This window comes from Tenacibaculum sp. MAR_2009_124 (assembly GCF_900105455.1).
Classification (GTDB): domain Bacteria; phylum Bacteroidota; class Bacteroidia; order Flavobacteriales; family Flavobacteriaceae; genus Polaribacter.
Window position 1 is genome coordinate 1,214,546 of sequence record NZ_FNSF01000001.1, and the last position, 19,117, is coordinate 1,233,662.

Sequence of the window (19,117 nt, forward strand, 5' to 3'; positions counted from 1 at the left end):
TATGGTTATAAGATTTGATAGAAAATATTACACTTTATATCATCACTAAAAAACTGCTAATAAACGTCTTACTAATAGTTTTAGTGTTTGGGGTTTTTAAAGTGAGATTAAACAAGTATTGCTGCTTGTTGGGTCGTATTGAATAGATATGGTTGTCTGCAAATAATGGTAAGTACATGCCTTACTTTTATTTGAGGATTATATATTTACAATACTGTTGCCTTTAATATCATGAACAACATAATGTTGATTGAATTTAGAGTCGTCTGAAAGCTCGGGCATTTATATTGAAAATCATTTTTAATTAAACTATCAATATTTTCTAGAATATCATCAGGAAGGTTATCTTTTACAAATTGAACCAAGTGTTGTTTTTTATGGTGATTGGGTTTTATAAAAAAGTCTTTACTCAATTCGAGATTTATTTCTTGACTGCGCCCAATCGCTACGCCTCCATTTTTTGAAGATACTTTAAAATTTGTACACATAATTTTTTATTTAGTAAATCAAAACTAGTAAGAGAATAGATTAAAAATATATCAACTTATATCATGTTTAAACTTATATATATAACTCCTGACAATTCAAAGTCTCTTCTGTTTTTTGTCTTGATAAACAGCCTAATAAAACAGGAACCTCATAAAGTCTTCTATTAGCTAGTTGAGGCCAAATATGACATAACCCAGGAACAAATACTTTTACGGTGGAAAGAGGAATAGAGTTTCTGCTATAATTTAGAACCAATACTTCTAAATCTAGTTTTTGAAAGTGCGCTACAATAATTTCTATATTCGTTTTTAAATCATTTTTATATTCTAAACTATACTCTTTCTTCGAATTAGTATTTTCTCCATAAAGAAAAGCTTCATCTTGAATAGCATTAAAGGCGAAAGGAGCTGTATGTGTATTTCTAATAGGAATCAACTGACAGAGTTCTGTTAAGGCACGTTGAGCAGCCAATTCTGGAATTAAATGACAACCAAACCCTAAAGTAAATTTACCAGAAGTTTTATCTTTTGCGACCCCTACCATTACGGGAATTCCAATATCGTTGGTAATATCTAAAATCCAAAAATTATAATTTTTCATGCTTTTTTTAAACTTTTCAAGTGCAGAAGCGTCTATACGAGTTAATTTAAAAACAGGACAAGTTATTTTATTATACCACCAAATTGCAGTAGCATCGCGTTCTATTAATTCAAAAAGCCCTTGTAAAACAGCTTCTTCGACTACATTACCTGCCGCACAACCATTGGAGTTCCATTTACCAAATTGTACATCTTTGAAAGGAAGATTACTAAAACAACAAGTTAAAGGAATGTATACATTTTCTTTTTTTGATAGCGACCAAACGGGTAGCCAATATATCTTTTCATTCGTATATCGACGTACAGCATGTTTTAATTTAGAACTAGGAAATTCTTTTCCTGTAAACTGTAAATATTGTCTATCAGAATAAGGAGATAACTCATGAAAACTAATTGCTCTATAATTTAATTTCAGTAGACTTGATAATGATATTTTATATAGAGGAATGTCCGGTTGGTATAAAGCATTATAGCGTTCAATAGATTCAGATAAAGCACTCACTTTTGATTGCTGAATGCTCACTCCTTTTCCTAAGCTTGTTTGAACAAAATCGACTATATTAAATTGAAAATCTGTATTGGTAAAAGATTTATAATATCCCGTTCTAAAAATTTGAATTTGTGTGTTTGTTTCGGAAGGAATTTTTTCGATACGATTAATTATGCCTGTTTCAGCGCTTATCAGTGGTAGTAGTTTTTCTAATGTCTCTTTTGGGGTACATATTCTTGAGCCTCCATCTTCTGTATAAAAAACTTTTCGATTTCTCAATAACAAAGGACTATGTAATTGATTGGCAATATCATCAATATTCGTTAAGGTCTTATCTATGGGATGCTTTTCGGTTTTATTTGTAATTAAATTATAAGTAATTAGTGAAGTACTATTACCAGGACTGTTCAGCTGTTCTAAAATAATTGATCTTAGTATTTCAATTTGATCGTTATTGAAGTTTCTGTTTTTTCTAAACTTATAAGACGATGTTTGTTTTGAAAACTTCTTCTTCAGAGCCTCTTTAATAGGTTGATTCTTTAATATTCTTCGTTGAACCTTAGTAAATATCGAAAATGATTCTTTCGAAAATACGGGAAGTATCTTAATGATGTCTCCACTAATTTTAATAACCATAAATTTTTCTTTAAAAGAAATATTTGATATTCGTCCATCTAAAAAGTCATCTACAAATACAATATCAATAAATGAAGGTGAAAAATAAGGCATTTCACCAAATACCATATTTTTAATTTCTTGGCGATCTTTAATTGAAAGTAATGACAGCCAATACATACGCATTGTTTGATTTATAGAAATAATTTCTGTTTCTATCGGATAAATGGGTAACTCAAAAATCTTATCAGATGGTTGTACATATTTCCCTTTGATACTATTTATAGTATTTGAACAACCTTTAATTAACAACTTCAAAGTTGTTAATTGTTCTGCCTGATAGATAAATAAGTTTTTTTCAGCAGGTTCCATGACCTGAAGCATACTTGATACATTTATTTTGTCTTTTTGTTCGTTTATTAAATGGAATCCGGGAAAATCGTTGGCTTTCAATAAAAACTGTTCAACTTCTCCAAATAACAAAAGGTCCTTATTCTCTAGAATGTACAAATTGAAACGTGGATGCCATTGTATATACTCGGTTCTCTCTTCAAGAAAGTTTTGCATTATAAGAATCTAATAGTTAATTATAATTAGCATGCTCATGTTCTTCCTCATAATTAAAAAACTCCCGAGCATTTAACTCGAATATTTCTTTTAGTTCTGAATCAGTTAATTCAGGTAACTTACTTGGTACATCATCAGAATTAAGGTGTTCATGATCAGGATGAGGGAAATCACTTGCAAACAACAGTCTGTTACTACCAATAATATTTATTACCTCTCTTAAGCAAGGTTCCCCTGGTTCTATTGCTATCCAACATTGCCTCTTAAAATACTCAGATGGAAGCATTTTAATGTTTTCTTTGGTTTGATTTGGGAAATCTGGATAACAGATAGTGTCCAAACGCCATAACCAATAAGGAAGCCATGAAGAACCAGCTTCTAAAAAAGCAAATTTTAAGGTTGGGTATCGTTCTAACACTCCCGAGGTAAGTAATGATATAAAAGCACTAATAATTTCAAACGGATGTGTTGTTGCTAATAACGAAAAGCGATCATTAAATCGATCTGTTCCTACTGATTTCCCGTGAAAGTGCGCACCACCGTGAAATGCTATTGAAATGTTATTTTCTGTGCAGATTTCCCAAAAGCCTTCGTAATCCTTATGACCTAAAGTACGTCCATTAATTTCTTCAGGACGTAAGATTATAGTTTTCCATCCATAAGAAATCACTTCTATTACTTGAACAATCATTTCATTAGGATCATGTCTATTAATAATACCAACTGCTTTTAATCTCTTTGGATTAACATTACAATAATCATTCAACCATTTATTGTATGCTTTAGCATAGGCAACAGCTACATATGAAGGTATTTCGCTATGGTAAATAACGCCTAAGGCAAAGGTTGGAAAAATATTAGCAATGGCTATATTGGTCAAATCCATACTTTGTAACTGTCCAAACCCTGTTTTAGCTTGATGTCTTTGCAAAAGGGTTTCTTTATTTATTAAATACGATTCTTCCTGTAAAGACTTTGTCCAGTAATTTACAATTGGATATGAACCAATCATATATTCGGCAGGAAGTTCTTCTCCTTTCGTATTTTTATTCGTTTTAAGATATACAGGGTACTTTTCAAAAACCTCTTTTTCGACATATTGCTCCCATATTTCTATCGGTTCAATAACATGTCTATCTGAATCGTGAATTTTATAGTTCATTTATTTAATAGAAGTATAATTTTAGTGTTAATTTGTATGCATATAATAAGTTTATTATTATATGTTTTATAGGGATTTAAAACTCTTTAAACTATAGTGTTGTGAAAGGCATGTTCGATCTTAAAGCTAAAAAGTCAGATAAAGCAATTGGTTGTATAGCAGAATTGTGAGGAGGTCCCGGAATATTAACTTCAACAGTGCTAAACAAATTATTCTGAGCAACTTGAACACTTTCAGTAGCATTCTTTGAGTCAAGATTAATTTTTTGGATAACACTTTCAACAAGTACTTCTAATCCAGCAGGAATAGTATATCCAAGTTTTATCTCTAGCTCCACTTGTCTGTTTAAAACAATTTCCTCACCATCATTATTAACCTTTTTTTTCCATTTTAAGTTATGATTCCATAAATAAGAAATCATTCTGGGAACGAAGTTAACGTAAGCAATATGGTCAGTATATCCTTTTGCTCCTCCTCTGTCAAACTTTTGAGATAAACCAGAATCTAAATAGTCGCCTGGAAGTTCGAAATCATCTGGTTCGGCGTGAGTTTGATCGGAATCATCAGATATATCAAAGAACTCATTGACAAAATCATTATATCTTTCATATTTATTGGATAGTTCATCAAAAATGAATTCTTTAACTGAAGTTATATTGTTATTGACATTATTAGACATGCTTTCTAATGGCATTGCGGCGTCTAAAAGAGTGTATTGAGATAATATATTGAAACAAACATTGCAAAGGTTATTGAAGTAGTTTAGACTTAATTTCAACATTTCCTGCTTTTCTTCTTCGATATTTGATCTTTGGTTACTTTTAAATTCGTTAATAGTATCTTCCAATAACGATGTTTTTTTAAATATACTACGAATAGGTATTTTACTAGAAATGTTTTGAAATTCAAGATACATAGGTACTTTTAAACGAATCCTTCCACGAACATCTCTCCATCCATTAATAGGTAAATAGGCTAAGGCATTTTCATATTTAGGGGTTTCAATATTTATTTTTCCCTCCAATTTCCCTTTATCAAAAGATGGATGAAAGTTAGCTCTCAATTCAAATTGAATTTCTTTATTTTTTTTATCCAATGCTTCAAGTAAAACGGGTAGAGAATCAAAAAGCTTATTTTTTGGAATATCAAATTCTTCATCGCTATTAACCTTATTTTTAATAAAGTAAATAGTATTTGTCCCTTGTACTTTTGCCGTATTTTTAAATTTTATGTTATCTATTATATCAACAAGGTTATCAATTCTATCGCTGGGTGTTTTATAGTTAGTCCAGTAATAAGTAATTATTTTGTTCCATAAATCATCCCAATCATTTCCATTTGCTATGATATCCGATTGTGTATTCATATATTTATTATAGTTTAGTAATTAATTTTAATATGTTGTAAATAAATCTTTTATATCGAGGTGAGTTTTAGATAAATTTGTTTAAAATTTTAATTGATGAATTGAATAACTGATTTGTATAAATCGGTAGGTTCCATATTTTCAGGACATTCGAATAACTCAATTAGTTCTTTTAACCTGTCGATTTTCTCGGAGTTTGATTTGTTATTATTTAATTTACAGTAATAAAGTAAGATTTCTGTCTCGAAAAATACTTCATTTTGTGTTCTTGCATAAAAAATAGCTTTATCAAGAGTGTTTTTAATTCGTTTACTTAAATATTTATCTTTTGCAAAATAACATTGTGCAAGCGTATGAAGAATAAATGAATAGGCTCCACACATTTTTTTTTCAAAAACAATTTTTTTCGTTTTTGTTATCAACTGAATGGCTAATTCTGGTTTGTTTTCTTCTAAATATAATTTTGTCAAATAGGGAGTATACCAAGCTATAACCACATCCTGTCCGGTATCCAAAAGTTCTTGTATATAACTTTGTGCCAAAGTAGATTTACGGTAGAAACAAGCATAAAGTATGTCTAAAAAAATGGTATGCCAAACTTCTTCTCTGGTTTTATTATGCTTCTGTTTATAGGTGTCTACACTCTCCTTTATTAAATCGAAGTTTCCAGTAAAATATCCATATAAACCAATAAATACATAAGCAAAAGCAATTGATGTGTCATCACCTATTTCTTCGGAATAAGCCGCCGCCTCTTTTATTTTTAATAAAGCTTTATTGGGGCTACCTAAATAGAGGTAGCTAAATGATGATAATACCAATCCCTGAGCTTTTACATGAATCCCATATTCATCCACTAAATTTATATCACGATTTTCATCAAAAAGGAATAAAGCTCTTTCAAAATAATCTTTTGCGGTAGACCAGTCTCCATCAATTTGATAGGCTTGTGCCAAATGAATGAGTATTACCATTTCCTGCTGATTATTTTGTGTTATAACAGCTTTTTCTAAAATTTTGCTTCCTAGTTTTTTTGCCTCCGCTCTTTTAGAAGTGTTATGTAAACACAAAAACTCAATCAAATTAGCTTTATTAATACAATCATTCCTATATTCAAAATCAACTTTGGGGCTAATGTTATTTAATAAGTTTACAGACTTTTTAATACCAATACTTAATTGAAATAATTCTTCACTCCCGTACCCTCCTGTTTTCATTATTGCAGGAAGAATTGCCAGATGTAGATTTAACTTTAACTCTTCTTTTTCGTACTGTTGAGTAATATTATTAATCCATATTTCTGTTAAACGATGAATAGCAATCGCTTCATGACTGGCAGAACTTTTTGATTGCTTTTTTATATCCTTAATCCCATAATAACTTGCTTTTTTAAAAAGCCTTGCTTGAGCCAAATGCTGTGCAATGTTAATGGGAGACTCTTCCACAGCTTGTGGAAAATATGTTTCCAAACTATTTGCTATTCGCAAATGCACTTCTTTTTGATGTGATGCAACCATACTTTCATAGGCCGCATCTCTAATTAATGCATGGCGAAAAATATAAGTAGCACCTTCCACTCTTCTCTGCTCGTAAATTAAGTTAGCGTCTACAAGCAGATTTAAGTCGTTTTGTATCGCTCCTTCATCTTTTATTGAAGATTTGATTAAAAGTTCATAGCTAAATTCTCGGCCAATAGCAGCAGCTTGCTGTGCAGTTTCTTTTACGATTCCTAAACCATCTAATCGCGCATTTAATAAGTCTTGTAAAGTTGTTGGAATTAACTCGTCAATATCAGGTTTGATATTATAGATGTCATTTTTTAGCTCCAAATAACCTTGTTCAATAAGCATATTTATTAACTCTTCAGTATAAAGAGGGATTCCATCAGCCTTTTTTACAATATATTTTAATGTGTTATCTGAAACAGCTTTATTGTTCAACATTTCTTGTAAAATAAGTTCTACAGCCTGTTGCGGTAAAGCCGGAATGTCAATTTGAACAAGGTGTTTATTATTCCAATTGTTATTAAATGACGGTCTGGAAGTCATTAACAACATATAACTGTTATTTTGAATATCGGATAAAAGGTATTCTACGAACTCCAAACTTGTCAAATCTAACCAGTGTAAATCTTCCAAGACAAATAGAAATTGTTCTTGTTTCTCAATTTCGAATAAACATCGTTTTAAGGTAGCGAATAGTATTTTTTTTTGTTCTAATGGAGATATTAGATGTATAGTTCGGTCGGAGGGCAATGGTATGGATAGCCAGGAACAAAGTAATGGTAAACTATCTTTTTCTTGGCAATTAGCTACTTTCAGAGCTTCTTCAATTCTAGAAATAATGTCGTTGTTGTTTTTTAAGCTATTGATGCCTAATATGTTTCGTAGCAACTCTAAAAAAGGATATAAAGCGTTATTTTGTTGCTCAGGAAGACACCTACATTCTTTGACTTTTATTCCTTGTAATTGTACCTCTTTTTTTATTTCATAGGTTAATTTTGATTTTCCAATACCAGCTTGACCGTTAAGTATGACAGAACATCCTTCAACGGTACTATTATTCCATAGGTTTAATATTTTTTTCTTTTCATGTTCCCTACCTACCAATTTTCTGGAACCACTCCATGGTTTTAATGATGATAAGGCTTCAATACTTCTTTCTCCTATTAATTGATAAACTGTATATACTTGACGCTTAGAAACATTGTTTTTAACTTCTTTAAAATCTAAGTAAGGAGCTAATATCTTTTGAGAAGTATTGCTTACAAAAACGTTTCCTGGAGGAGCGGTATGTGCCAAATCAAAAGCTTTATTAGCTGTACTACCTTCTGGTAGTTGATTTCGTTGTATTAGGCTAGTTCCTGTATGCATGCCTAATTGTATACTTAGCGATACACCGTATTGTTGTAATAATAAAGTGCTTCGTTTTTTTATATCATTTATTAATTCTAATGCCGTTCTTCCAGCTCTTCTAGCGTCTGTATCATTTGACTCAGGATAACCAAAATAGATAGCAAGATTGTTTAAAAATGATTCAGATACGTATCCTCCATAGCGAATCGCAGTATCTTTGCACAAGTTTAATTGGTCTTTCTGAATAGCATCAAGTACTTCAAGATCAATTGATGTATTATCAGTAATGTGCATGTTTAGTTTTAAACAAATGATAGTTAACTGTTTTCGCGATTGAAAACTATAATTATAAAAAGAATTGTTTTTAACAGTTGTTTCTTCGGAATCTATATTATTATTGTCATCTACAAGTTTTCCTGTTAAGGTATTAAAGTTGATGAGATGAAACTCTTTTAAAATAGTGTTAACACTTTCAATTCTTTTTTTTGGTTTTTTATCTAAAACTCTTCGAAGTAAGTTAGCAAATTCATGTCCTAATATTGAGGGTGGAATAGGTACACTTGATGGCATTAACTGTTGTTGAAATATTTCAGCAATAGATCCTCCATTCATTACTGGTTTTCCCGTTAAACACTCAAGAGCAATAAGTCCCCATGCATATATATCGGACTTTACAGTTGGTGGTTCTCCTCTTAATTGTTCTGGAGCACTGTACATAGGAGTACCTAGTATGTCTTGGGTAACAGTGATGTTTTTATAATCAGCTGATCGAAAGTCTCTAGTAAAAGCCCCAATACCAAAATCTAAGATCTTTATATGGTTTTTGGAACTTAATTCAGAAACCATTATGTTGCTCGGTTTTAAATCTCGATGAACTATCCCTTTATCATGAGCATAAGCAAGAGCGTCTAGTATTTGTTCCATTAAATGAGCCATTTCAATGGTATCTAGCCCTTTCTTTTTTAATATGTAATCTTTTAAAGTTTCTCCTTCAACATATTCAAAAACAATAAAAGGGGCGCCATTTTTTAGGTATCCTTTATCCAAAATTTTAACAATATTGGGATGGTTAATTTCTGCGCACAACCTTGTTTCTCTTTCAAAACGGGCTAATTGCCTTGTTTTTGTTTGTTCATTTATAGTATCGGTAAGTTTAATAGTTTTAATGGCAACGAATTGATTTGTACTTAGTTGCTTTGCTTTGAAAACTAATCCATAACCTCCTTCTCCAATTTTTTCATAAAGCGTGTAGTTATCTATACAGATGTTCTCTGAAAGTAGTGTTTGGGGGACTTCCATATGTTTATATTATATAAAGACTATTGACTAAAAAAGTTTTTTTTAGTTAGTTTTAGGCAAACGCATGTTCTTTATTTATTTCAAATTTTGGTAAACCAAACCTTAATTTTCCTTTTTTCCTTTCAATAATATTTGCGAAAAGAAAACCATATGGTTGAAGTTTCATAAGATTTTTTCGCAAACGATAAATCAACGTGTTAACATAATATGCATCAACATCTTTTAATAATTCTTTACCCAAAGAAATATATAAATCATCCATGTTTACCCATCCGCATAAATCGACATTTACACCATAATTTAAATCTTTTTGTTTTTTTCTTACCAAATACAACAAAAGATGGTTAAAAACACGGTTCCCTAAATCAAGCTCCAAATCATTAATCTCAATTTTTGAAATAATATGTTCTTCATCAATACTAATAAATAACTTGAAACATGCATTTTTTGTAATATCAGCGTTTAATAATGTTTTGGATAGACTTTCATTGTCTATAAATCTATATTGAATGTTGTTGATAAGGTATATTTTTCCATTGATAAGCTCTATTTCTCGGGTTTCATTATCAAGAATCCATTTATTTTTATTGGTTTGGAAAACATAAGAATTGATTGTTTGACTTTCCATGATTATTCCTTCTTTATTTAAAAGAATTATCTCATTGTTTTCTTCTATTGGATCTAGAAAGCTTCTTGGCTCATCTATATTTATTATTTTCCAATTGTCTTTTTGAGAACTTGAAAACTGAATTAAGTCATTCATCTTTAAAGTAACTGTTTCGTGATGTATAAGCTTAGAGTTAACTTTGGTTCCATTACTACTAAAATCAGTTAGTTTCCAACGGTTACTTTCCCAGTAAATAACTGCATGTTTTCTTGAAGCATCATTATAGTTAATTACGCTTGTATTATTGGGGTCTCTGCCTACAGTATGTTGCGTATGAATAACATAAAGTCTGTTATTCATCATGTTTTGAGCTATTGCCATATGAAGGATATTTAAAATGTTATATTTTTTTCAGAAAAACACCTAAATACAGCAGTTTATAAATGTTTTAAGATATTTGTTTTACACAGTAAAATCTAGTAAAAAAAAGACTGTAGAGGAATTTGTTTTACAACAATAGAATATATAAAATCCGTTTTCTGAAAAAAGAAAAATATGTTATGAAAATAAATAGAGGGTTCTAAGTGAAAAACCTCATTTTTAGAGTATAATTTTGGTGAATGGAGACTCTTAAGTTTGGGGATAAAGAATTCATTTTATAATAGTTTGGTTAGTACCAAATATAAGAAAAAATAGTTTTTATGGCACTAATCTTAGTAAATTATGAAATAACCATGTAAATATTTGAGGTATAAAAAAACACCTATTTAAACTTTCATTTAAATAGGTGTTTAATTATTTTATTGTGCTACTTCCTAGCAGATATAAGTTCCTTGACCTATTACTTGAGGGCAATCATAACCAGGACGAGGATTACAGTTATCAACTGGAGGTATATAACAACATACTTTTGCTCCGTTTTGATAGATATAAGATCCGTCTCCTCCACATACTGTGTCAAGGAAAAATCCTCCTTTGATTTCTTTTAATGTTTCAGTAGTTAATTTTTTAGTACCGTTTAAATTTAAAATTGATTTTTTCATTCTTGTAGTTTTTATTTTTGGTTAAATATATTGTGATCCGAATATAATTATTATTTTAAAAAAGACTTAATAAAATTAAATTTTAACTTAAAATTATATGTTAAAATAATTTGAAAAATATAAGATAAGTTCAAAACTTTACCTTCTTCGATTGGGTAATAAAGGTGGTGGTTCTCCATTAAATGGATTCCATCGCGAAATGCTTTTAGCCTCCATTCCAGTTGCTCGTATAACAGCACGGTCTCCATAACGTTCACGCATTTTATCCATAGCTTGATAAAGATTGATTATTTTATCATTATCATCAAACAAATCTATTTGATAACCTCCTTCAACTAAATGACTAAACTTTACTCCTATCAAACGCACTAATAAGCGTCTTTTGTATAAACTTTTATATAATTCTTTTACCAAAGGGATAATTTTATGATCTGCTGAACTATAAGGGATTCTACGTTGTAATGTGTAGGTCTGAAAATCGGAATAACGAATTTTAAAAGTTACGCAAGCAGTTAACTTATTTCCTCTACGCAACTGATAAATTAAATTCTCAGTCATCGCTACAATAATACTCTCTAATTTACGAACATCTGTGGTATCTTTATCAAAAGTACGTTCCGTAGAAATAGATTTACGCTCGTGATATTGCACTACAGGACTATGATCAATTCCGTTAGCCTTTTTCCATATAGAAGCGCCATTCTTTCCAAATACTCTAGACATCATTTCTATTGGCATTTCCTGTACAGTTTTAATCTTTTTAATACCTAAATCACATAAAGACTTATAAGTTACCTCCCCTACCATCGGTATTTTTTTAACAGACAAGGGTGATAGAAACGGCTTTTCTGTTCCTTTTTCTATTTTTATTTGATTATTAGGTTTAGCTTCGCCTGTAGCTATTTTAGAGACTGTTTTATTAATTGATAATCCAAAAGATATAGGTAATCCTGTTTCTTTGATAATACGATGCCTTAATTCTGAGGCTAATTGATGGCAGCCAAAAAACTTATCCATCCCTGTTAAATCAATATAAAACTCGTCTATAGATGTTTTTTCATATAAAGGAACCATTTCTTTGATTACTTCAGTAACATCTTGTGAATGTTTTGTATAAATACCTGCATTTCCTCTTAAAACAACAGCTTCAGGGCATAATTGTTTGGCCATACGCATGGGCATGGCTGAATGAATACCAAATGCACGAGCTTCATAACTACAAGAAGCAACTACTCCTCTATCTGATGTTCCTCCAATAAGTACAGGTTTTCCTATTAGTTTGCTATCGATAAGTCGTTCACAAGACACAAAAAAAGTGTCTAAATCCATATGTACTATTGATCGCTCATTCATGATAAACTTTTTTTAGGGCGTGGACGTTGTGCTTTTCTACTATCAGCATATCTAGGATCTTCAATAATCGCTAGGCGCTGCATACTACTTACTTCAATAGTTATACATTCAAACTCTTCTATCACTTTTCCATATAAACGATAGACTCCTTTTCCCCTGAAAGGATATTTTTTTGCTATAGGAGGAAAATGAACGGAATCTATAAAATAACCGTCTCGATCTAAAAAAGTTCCAAAAAACATAGGTTTTCCGTTTGCTGTGTTTGTTTTTTTAGTAGTAACCAAATAGCCTTCAATGGTCACGAATTGATTTTTATATAGATGTAAATCATTAGCTTTTAATAAAAAGGAGCTTTTTTCTACTAACAAATCAAAAGGACTACATAATGGATAGCCTAATAGCTCTATTTGGTCAAAAGCATCTTCTAAAGACGAAGAAAGTAATTCAGGTGTTTTATATGTAATTCGTTTTGATTTAAATAAAGTAGGAAGATCTTCTTCAAAAGTAACTTTGCTAATTTTCATATGCGCTTCCCATAAAAGCGCTCGTTTATTTCTTTTCGTAAAATCAAACGCTCTTATTTTTATAAGAATAGTTATTTGTTCTATAGAAATAGAAACGCGATCAATAAAATCGTCCAAACTCTCAAAAAAACCATTCTTCGATCGTTCTTCTAAAATTTTCTTAATCGCTTTACTTTCTAAGGATTGTAAAAACATAAACCCTATAAATATTTCTTTTCCATAGATAACTGTTTCATGATAACTTTTATTAATGCAAGGAGCTTTAATAATGCCTCCGTGCATTCTGGCCTCATGTACATACAGTTCCGTGCGATAAAAACCTCCAAAATTATTAATAGTAGCTACCATATACTCTAACGGATAATAAGCCTTTAAAAACAAACTCTGGTAACTTTCTACAGCATAAGACGCTGAATGCCCTTTCGCAAAAGCATACCCCGCAAAGCTTTCTATTTGTGCCCATATTTCTTGAGTTAATTGTAATGTTTCTCCTTTGTTTTTACAGTTTAAAAAAAACTGATCTTTTACTTTTAAAAACTCTTCTCTAGATCTGAATTTTCCAGACATTCCTCTACGGAGCATGTCTGCTTCTCCCAAATCTAAACCTCCGAAATGATGGGCAACTTTGATGACATCTTCCTGATATACCATCACTCCATAAGTTTCAGGCATAATATTTAACATTGTTGGATGTGCATCTTTTCTCCTTTCTGGGTTTCTAAATCGTAGAATATATTCGCGCATCATTCCCGATTTAGCGACTCCTGGCCTAATAACAGAACTAGCGGCAACAAGTCCTAAATAATCATCTACGCGTAGTTTTTTTAGCAACATTCGCATTGCTGGCGACTCTACATAAAAACAACCAATAGCTTTTGCATTTCTAAGTAAATATTTAATTCTTTCATCTTCTTTAAACCGTTGAATATCGTGTATGTCTATCGGTTCTTTATCAGGGTAATTATAACGCACTATCTCAACTGCATCTTTAATCTTTCCTAAACCACGTTGACTTAAAATATCGAACTTATAAAGACCTACATCTTCTGCTATTACCATATCAAATTGTGTGGTAGCATAGCCTTTTGGAGGCATAAATGTGGCAGTATAATAATGAATAGGCTTATCAGAAATTAAAATTCCACCAGCATGAATTCCTAGGTAGTTTGGAAAACCTTCTATATACGTACTGTAAATAACTACTAATTGTGATAACTTATCAAGTGTGTTATAGTTGTAATGACCAGATGATAGTATATCTATTTCTGATTTTGGAAGCCCAAATACTTTTCCCAACTCTCTAACAGCTGCTTTATATTTAAAGGTATTATACACAGTAAGTAAAGCCGTGTTTTTAAAATTTTCGAATATAAAACGTGTGATATCATCTCTATCAGTCCACGAAAAATCAATGTCAAAATCGGGAGGATTCTTTCTGTATAAATTGATAAAACGCTCAAAATATAAATCCAACTCCACAGGGTCAACATCTGTAATACGTAATAAATAAGCAATAATACTATTGGCTCCGCTCCCTCTTCCAACATAAAAATAACCTTTAGACCGCGCATATTCTAAAATTTCCCAATTGATTAAGAAATATGAAACAAACCCTTTTTCTTTAATAATACCTAATTCCTTTTCAATACGATCATATATTTCTTTGGATGGTTTTTCATAGCGATAAGGAATGCCTTCATAACTCAATTTTTTAAGTAAATCATAATCACTTTCCTCATTTTCGCCAAATACCTTTTGATTTTTAGGAGTTTCTCCTGAAAAATCAAATTCAATAGCACATTGATCTAGTAAGTGTTGCGTATTCTTAATGATTTGTGGGTACTCGATAAAAGCATTTTTAAGTTCTTTCGTAGTAAGTAAAATATCATTTTCTGAAGCCTGTTCTGATACAGGTAGTTTACTTAATAAGGTGTTATTATCTATAGCACGGAGTAACCGATGCGTATTAAATCCTTTTTTATGTTCAAAAGTAACTGTTTGTAGCACAACAACCTTATCTAAGCTATTTTTCCACTTTGAAAACTTTAACCTATTTAATTCTTCTTTTCGTATACCTATATATTCATTGGGTTTTAGCGAGAAATCAATAGTATTTTGAAAAGGATAAATCACAAAGGTATTTTGTAGCTCTTTTGCTTTTTTAGGAATTTCATAAGAGTTTTGATGCAGAAAACCAGATAAGTAATCATTAATTTTTTCAAAGCCATTATTATTTTGAGCTAACATGATAAATTGTTGATGGGCACCGTTTCTAAAATCAACTCCAAGTATTGGTTTTACCTTGTAGTTAGGAGACAATCGAACCATATCTAAATAAGCTGAAGTATTATTAATATCAGTAATTACAAGCTCATTAAACCTTTGCTTGTCAGCCAATTCCAATAATCTGTTAGGTAAAATGGTTCCGTATCGTAAACTGTAATATGTGTGATTGTTTAAAAACATTTTTCAAAATTAGCTACAAAAAATAGTTTTCATTGCTTATATTTGTAGTATTATGAACCATATTGCAAAAAATATTCGTCATTTACGAAAGTTAAAAGGTTATACTCAAGAGCAATTAGCCGATGAAGTTGAAATGACTCGCTCTAAAATAGGCTCTTATGAAGAAGGTCGATCGGATCCTCCTATTGATATGCTTGTTCGTTTTTCAGAACACTTTTCTCTTCCCGTAGATGTACTAATCAAAAATGATTTGACTTATGCTACAGATACTTCTTTTATAGATATCGGAAATCAGCGTGTTCTATTTCCAATTTCAGTAGATATTAATAATGAAGATTTAATAGAGGTAGTTCCTGTAAAATCATCTGCAGGATATTTATTAGGATATGATGACCCTGAATACATTGAACAGCTAGAGAAAATAAAACTTCCATTTTTACCTACAGGAAAGCATAGAGCTTTTCCCATTAAAGGAGATTCTATGTTGCCTATGAAAGATGGTTCGTATGTGGTTGCTAAATATCTAAATGATATACGCGATATAAAGAGTGGTACCTCGTATATTATTGTTACTGCAAATGATGGTATGACCTATAAACGAGTATATGACAAAATTGAAGAAAAAAATGCTCTGTTATTAATTCCAGATAATAAAAACTATCAATCATATCACGTCCCCATAACGGAAGTTTTAGAATTATGGGAATTTACGTGTAGTATTAATACGCAAGAGTATGACGAACGTGATTTAAAAATTAGTAGCATTGCTTCTATGCTAAATCAATTGGGTGTGGAATTAAAAGCTTTAGAGAAAATGGTAAAAGCATCGTAATAATTATGAGTTGTGAATTTTGAATAAAAATGTAAAGAAATAAAACTACAAATGGATTTTCAAAAACCAAATTATTACGTTTATGCTGTAAAAGGTGGTAGGAAAAAAACCTGCTAAATTTTCTATATAGGAAAGGAATGTGGAATAAGAAAAGAAGACCTTCTGACGGATATTGACAATACACTCAAAGGAGAATGATGGAAAACAGAAGAACTGTCTAACATAATAACCTTTTTTGGAATATTAATGAGAGAAAATAAAATTTATAAATCTGAAAACGGTAGGTATAAAATAATTGACCATAAAATAAACTAAAAACTTAGCATTAAACACTTATCACTAAAAACTCAACACTCACAATTAAAAAACAGGAGTATGAAATATTCAATTGTCGATATAGAAACCAATGGAGGTGATAAAATAACAGAGATTAGTATCCTTGTTTTTGACGGAGAAAAGATTATTGATGAGTTTACTTCATTGGTTAATCCTGAAAGTAATATCCCTTCATTTATTACAAATTTAACTGGAATAACACAGCCTATGGTCGCAAATGCCCCTAAGTTTTATGAGGTTGCAAAAAAAGTATATGAAATCACTAAGGACACCGTTTTTGTAGCGCACAATGTTAATTTTGATTATGGAATTATAGGTAAAGAATTTAAATCCCTAGGATCTAGTTTTAAACGTAAAAAGTTATGTACCGTACGACTTTCAAGAAAGTTATTACCTAACAAAAAATCTTATAGCTTAGGTAATTTATGTGCCTCGGAAGGAATAAAAATTAACGATAGGCATAGAGCAAAAGGTGATGCCGATGCTACCGTAATTTTATTTAAGAAACTATTAATTTTAGATGAAGCTCAAGAAGAAAGTGTTATTTCTACATTTTTAAATCCACGTTCAAGACAAGCTACGCTCCCTCCACTCCTTTCTAAAACTGTTTTTGACAATCTTTCAGAAAAAACAGGAGTTTATTATTTTAAAAATGAAGCTAAAGACATCATTTATGTTGGTAAAGCTAATAATATAAAACAAAGAGTACTTAGCCATTTTTATGATAAAAAGAAAAAAGAAATAACAATGTGCATGGCTACTGCTGATATTACATATACCGAAACAGGCAGTGAATTATTAGCATTACTATTAGAATCTTCTGAAATCAAGAAGCACTACCCTAAATACAATCGAGCCCAAAGAAGAACTGCTGAGAGTATTGGCTTATTTTGCTATGAAGACAGATTAGGAGTAATACACCTTGCTTGGAATAAACTAAAGCTAGCTCCAAATCCTATCACTAAGTTTTACACAGTTTCTGAAGCTCGTAGTTTCGTGGAGAAGCTATGTGAAAAGTTTGAACTATGTCCTAAATACTGCCATTTACAAACAAATGTAAGCGGTTGTTTCCACTATCAACTAAAAAAATGTAGAGGCGTATGTCGACAAGAAGAAACGATAAAATCTTATAATTCAAGAGTACAACAAGCTCTTGATTCGATAAAATATAAAGAAGATAACTTTATTATTAAACAACCTGGTTTAAAAGATGATCAATACGGATTTGTACTTGTTTTGAATGGCTTTTATAAAGGGTTTGGTTATCTAGACACTAAAAAAGAAGCTTCTTTAAACGAATACATGAATAGTATTACCTCATTAAAAGATACCAGAGATGTACAACGGATACTCAATTCACATTTAAAAAACTATCCAGAAAACCTTATGTTAATCGAAGAATCAACCCTTTAAATTGAGTGGTATAAACTCAAAATTTAACAAGAGTTTATTTTTACACAAAAAATGTAATTTATTTTCAAGAATAGGTATCTTCGCGCCCCATGTGGATGTACTTAGGTTTATTGGCAGCACTATTTTTAGGTTTACATAATTTATGTAAAAAACATGCTGTAAAAGGAAATGAGGTTTTTCCTGTTTTATTAGGAACAATTACTGCTGGGTTTTTATTATTGACTCCTTTGTATATAGGGTCAAAATACGACCCAGACACATTCAAGGCCATCAACCTCTTTATAAGTGATATTTCTTGGAAAAACCATGGGTTTATCTTTATAAAGTCTTCAATAATGGCTTCTTCTTGGATATTAGCTTATCAAGCTTTAAAACATTTACCTATTACTATAGTGACACCTATTAGGTCGGCAGGCCCCTTTTTTACGTTTTTAGGAGCTATTTTAATATACAAAGAACAACCAAATGGTTTTCAATGGGTAGGTTTCTTTTTAATAATACTATCCGTGCTACTATATTCTCGCATAGGAAAAAAAGAAGGAATTGATTTTAAGTCAAACAAGTGGATCTTTGCTATTATTGGAGCTACTTTTTTAGGAGCATCAAGCGGTTTATACGATAAGTTTTTAATACAAGAGTTAAACCTTACACCGCAAACCCTACAGTTTTGGTTTTGTTGGTATACTATGATTATCCTTTTTATTATTATAGCCATTATATGGCTTCCTTATAAAGAAAAGAGACAAGCCTTTACTTTTCAATGGTCAATGCCGGCGGTTGGGGTATTATTGCAAGCAGCCGATTATTTTTATTTTAAAGCATTACAAGATCCCGAAGCTATGATTATGCTTTTATCTGCTATAAAAAGAAGTCAAATTGTAATAGCAGTAGTCATTGGAGGAATTATTTTTAAAGAGAAAAATAAAAGAAAAAAATTAATACCCTTAGCTGGAATTATTATTGGTGTTTTTCTAATACTGTATTCTGCATAAAAAAAAATCCTGCTTATATTAATAAAACAGGAATTTTCAAATAAAGTTTAATGTTTCTCTTTCTTCATCGTTAGAATTTCTCCCAACAATAAAATAAAATCTAATGATT

The 19,117-nt window shown here is 30.8% G+C and carries 12 protein-coding genes; 3 read left to right on the forward strand and 9 right to left on the reverse strand.

Features of this window, described 5'->3' with window-relative positions:
* Nucleotides 1-206 precede the first annotated feature (206 nt).
* The 9 genes from BLW23_RS04475 to BLW23_RS04515 all read right to left on the reverse strand — a co-directional run bounded on the left by BLW23_RS04475 (nt 207) and on the right by BLW23_RS04515 (nt 15,435).
* Nucleotides 207-488 carry a hypothetical protein gene (locus BLW23_RS04475; protein WP_093668025.1) on the reverse strand — a complete coding sequence of 94 codons (282 nt, stop codon included), beginning with the start codon at nt 486-488 and terminating at the stop codon, nt 207-209.
* A 73-nt stretch (nt 489-561) separates the two neighbouring features.
* On the reverse strand, nt 562-2,760 hold the full coding sequence (locus tag BLW23_RS04480; protein ID WP_093668026.1) for a YcaO-like family protein: 2,199 nt from the start codon (nt 2,758-2,760) through the stop codon (nt 562-564).
* 16 nt (nt 2,761-2,776) lie between these two features.
* Nucleotides 2,777-3,922, reverse strand: a complete 1,146-nt coding sequence (locus tag BLW23_RS04485) for an amidohydrolase family protein (RefSeq protein WP_093668027.1) — start codon at nt 3,920-3,922, stop codon at nt 2,777-2,779.
* 91 nt (nt 3,923-4,013) lie between these two features.
* Nucleotides 4,014-5,288, reverse strand: coding sequence for a hypothetical protein (locus BLW23_RS04490; RefSeq protein WP_093668028.1), 1,275 nt, complete (start codon nt 5,286-5,288; stop codon nt 4,014-4,016).
* 89 nt (nt 5,289-5,377) lie between these two features.
* On the reverse strand, nt 5,378-9,442 hold the full coding sequence (locus tag BLW23_RS04495; protein WP_093668029.1) for a TOMM system kinase/cyclase fusion protein: 4,065 nt from the start codon (nt 9,440-9,442) through the stop codon (nt 5,378-5,380).
* A 52-nt stretch (nt 9,443-9,494) separates the two neighbouring features.
* Nucleotides 9,495-10,430 carry an FHA domain-containing protein gene (locus tag BLW23_RS04500; protein WP_093668030.1) on the reverse strand — a complete coding sequence of 312 codons (936 nt, stop codon included), beginning with the start codon at nt 10,428-10,430 and terminating at the stop codon, nt 9,495-9,497.
* Between the two features lie 434 nt (nt 10,431-10,864).
* Complete coding sequence (locus BLW23_RS04505) at nt 10,865-11,092, reverse strand: hypothetical protein (RefSeq protein WP_093668031.1); 228 nt, start codon at nt 11,090-11,092, stop codon at nt 10,865-10,867.
* 138 nt (nt 11,093-11,230) lie between these two features.
* The gene (gene dinB / locus BLW23_RS04510; protein ID WP_093668032.1) at nt 11,231-12,445 is read right to left on the reverse strand and encodes a DNA polymerase IV; all 1,215 of its coding nucleotides are present in this window, start codon (nt 12,443-12,445) and stop codon (nt 11,231-11,233) included.
* Entirely contained in the window at nt 12,442-15,435 is a 2,994-nt protein-coding gene (locus BLW23_RS04515) for a DNA polymerase III subunit alpha (RefSeq protein ID WP_093668033.1), read from the reverse strand. The genes dinB and BLW23_RS04515 overlap by 4 nt, the downstream gene beginning before the upstream one ends.
* Before the next feature lie 52 nt (nt 15,436-15,487).
* Between BLW23_RS04515 and BLW23_RS04520 the strand changes: the two genes are divergently transcribed.
* The 3 genes from BLW23_RS04520 to BLW23_RS04530 all read left to right on the forward strand — a co-directional run bounded on the left by BLW23_RS04520 (nt 15,488) and on the right by BLW23_RS04530 (nt 19,008).
* Entirely contained in the window at nt 15,488-16,267 is a 780-nt protein-coding gene (locus tag BLW23_RS04520) for an XRE family transcriptional regulator (protein ID WP_093668034.1), read from the forward strand.
* 375 nt (nt 16,268-16,642) lie between these two features.
* The gene (locus BLW23_RS04525) at nt 16,643-18,016 is read left to right on the forward strand and encodes an exonuclease domain-containing protein (RefSeq protein WP_093668035.1); all 1,374 of its coding nucleotides are present in this window, start codon (nt 16,643-16,645) and stop codon (nt 18,014-18,016) included.
* 89 nt (nt 18,017-18,105) lie between these two features.
* Entirely contained in the window at nt 18,106-19,008 is a 903-nt protein-coding gene (locus BLW23_RS04530) for a DMT family transporter (protein WP_093668036.1), read from the forward strand.
* The last annotated feature ends 109 nt before the right edge of the window (nt 19,009-19,117 follow it).

Coding starts and splice junctions, on each gene's coding strand:
- BLW23_RS04500 (WP_093668030.1), bottom strand. CDS start 10,430: ATGGCAATAGCTCAAAACATGATGAATAACAGACTTTATGTTATTCAT.
- BLW23_RS04520 (WP_093668034.1), top strand. CDS start 15,488: ATGAACCATATTGCAAAAAATATTCGTCATTTACGAAAGTTAAAAGGT.
- BLW23_RS04490 (WP_093668028.1), bottom strand. CDS start 5,288: ATGAATACACAATCGGATATCATAGCAAATGGAAATGATTGGGATGAT.
- dinB (WP_093668032.1), bottom strand. CDS start 12,445: ATGAATGAGCGATCAATAGTACATATGGATTTAGACACTTTTTTTGTG.
- BLW23_RS04475 (WP_093668025.1), bottom strand. CDS start 488: ATGTGTACAAATTTTAAAGTATCTTCAAAAAATGGAGGCGTAGCGATT.
- BLW23_RS04505 (WP_093668031.1), bottom strand. CDS start 11,092: ATGAAAAAATCAATTTTAAATTTAAACGGTACTAAAAAATTAACTACT.
- BLW23_RS04515 (WP_093668033.1), bottom strand. CDS start 15,435: ATGTTTTTAAACAATCACACATATTACAGTTTACGATACGGAACCATT.
- BLW23_RS04530 (WP_093668036.1), top strand. CDS start 18,106: ATGTGGATGTACTTAGGTTTATTGGCAGCACTATTTTTAGGTTTACAT.
- BLW23_RS04495 (WP_093668029.1), bottom strand. CDS start 9,442: ATGGAAGTCCCCCAAACACTACTTTCAGAGAACATCTGTATAGATAAC.
- BLW23_RS04485 (WP_093668027.1), bottom strand. CDS start 3,922: ATGAACTATAAAATTCACGATTCAGATAGACATGTTATTGAACCGATA.
- BLW23_RS04480 (WP_093668026.1), bottom strand. CDS start 2,760: ATGCAAAACTTTCTTGAAGAGAGAACCGAGTATATACAATGGCATCCA.
- BLW23_RS04525 (WP_093668035.1), top strand. CDS start 16,643: ATGAAATATTCAATTGTCGATATAGAAACCAATGGAGGTGATAAAATA.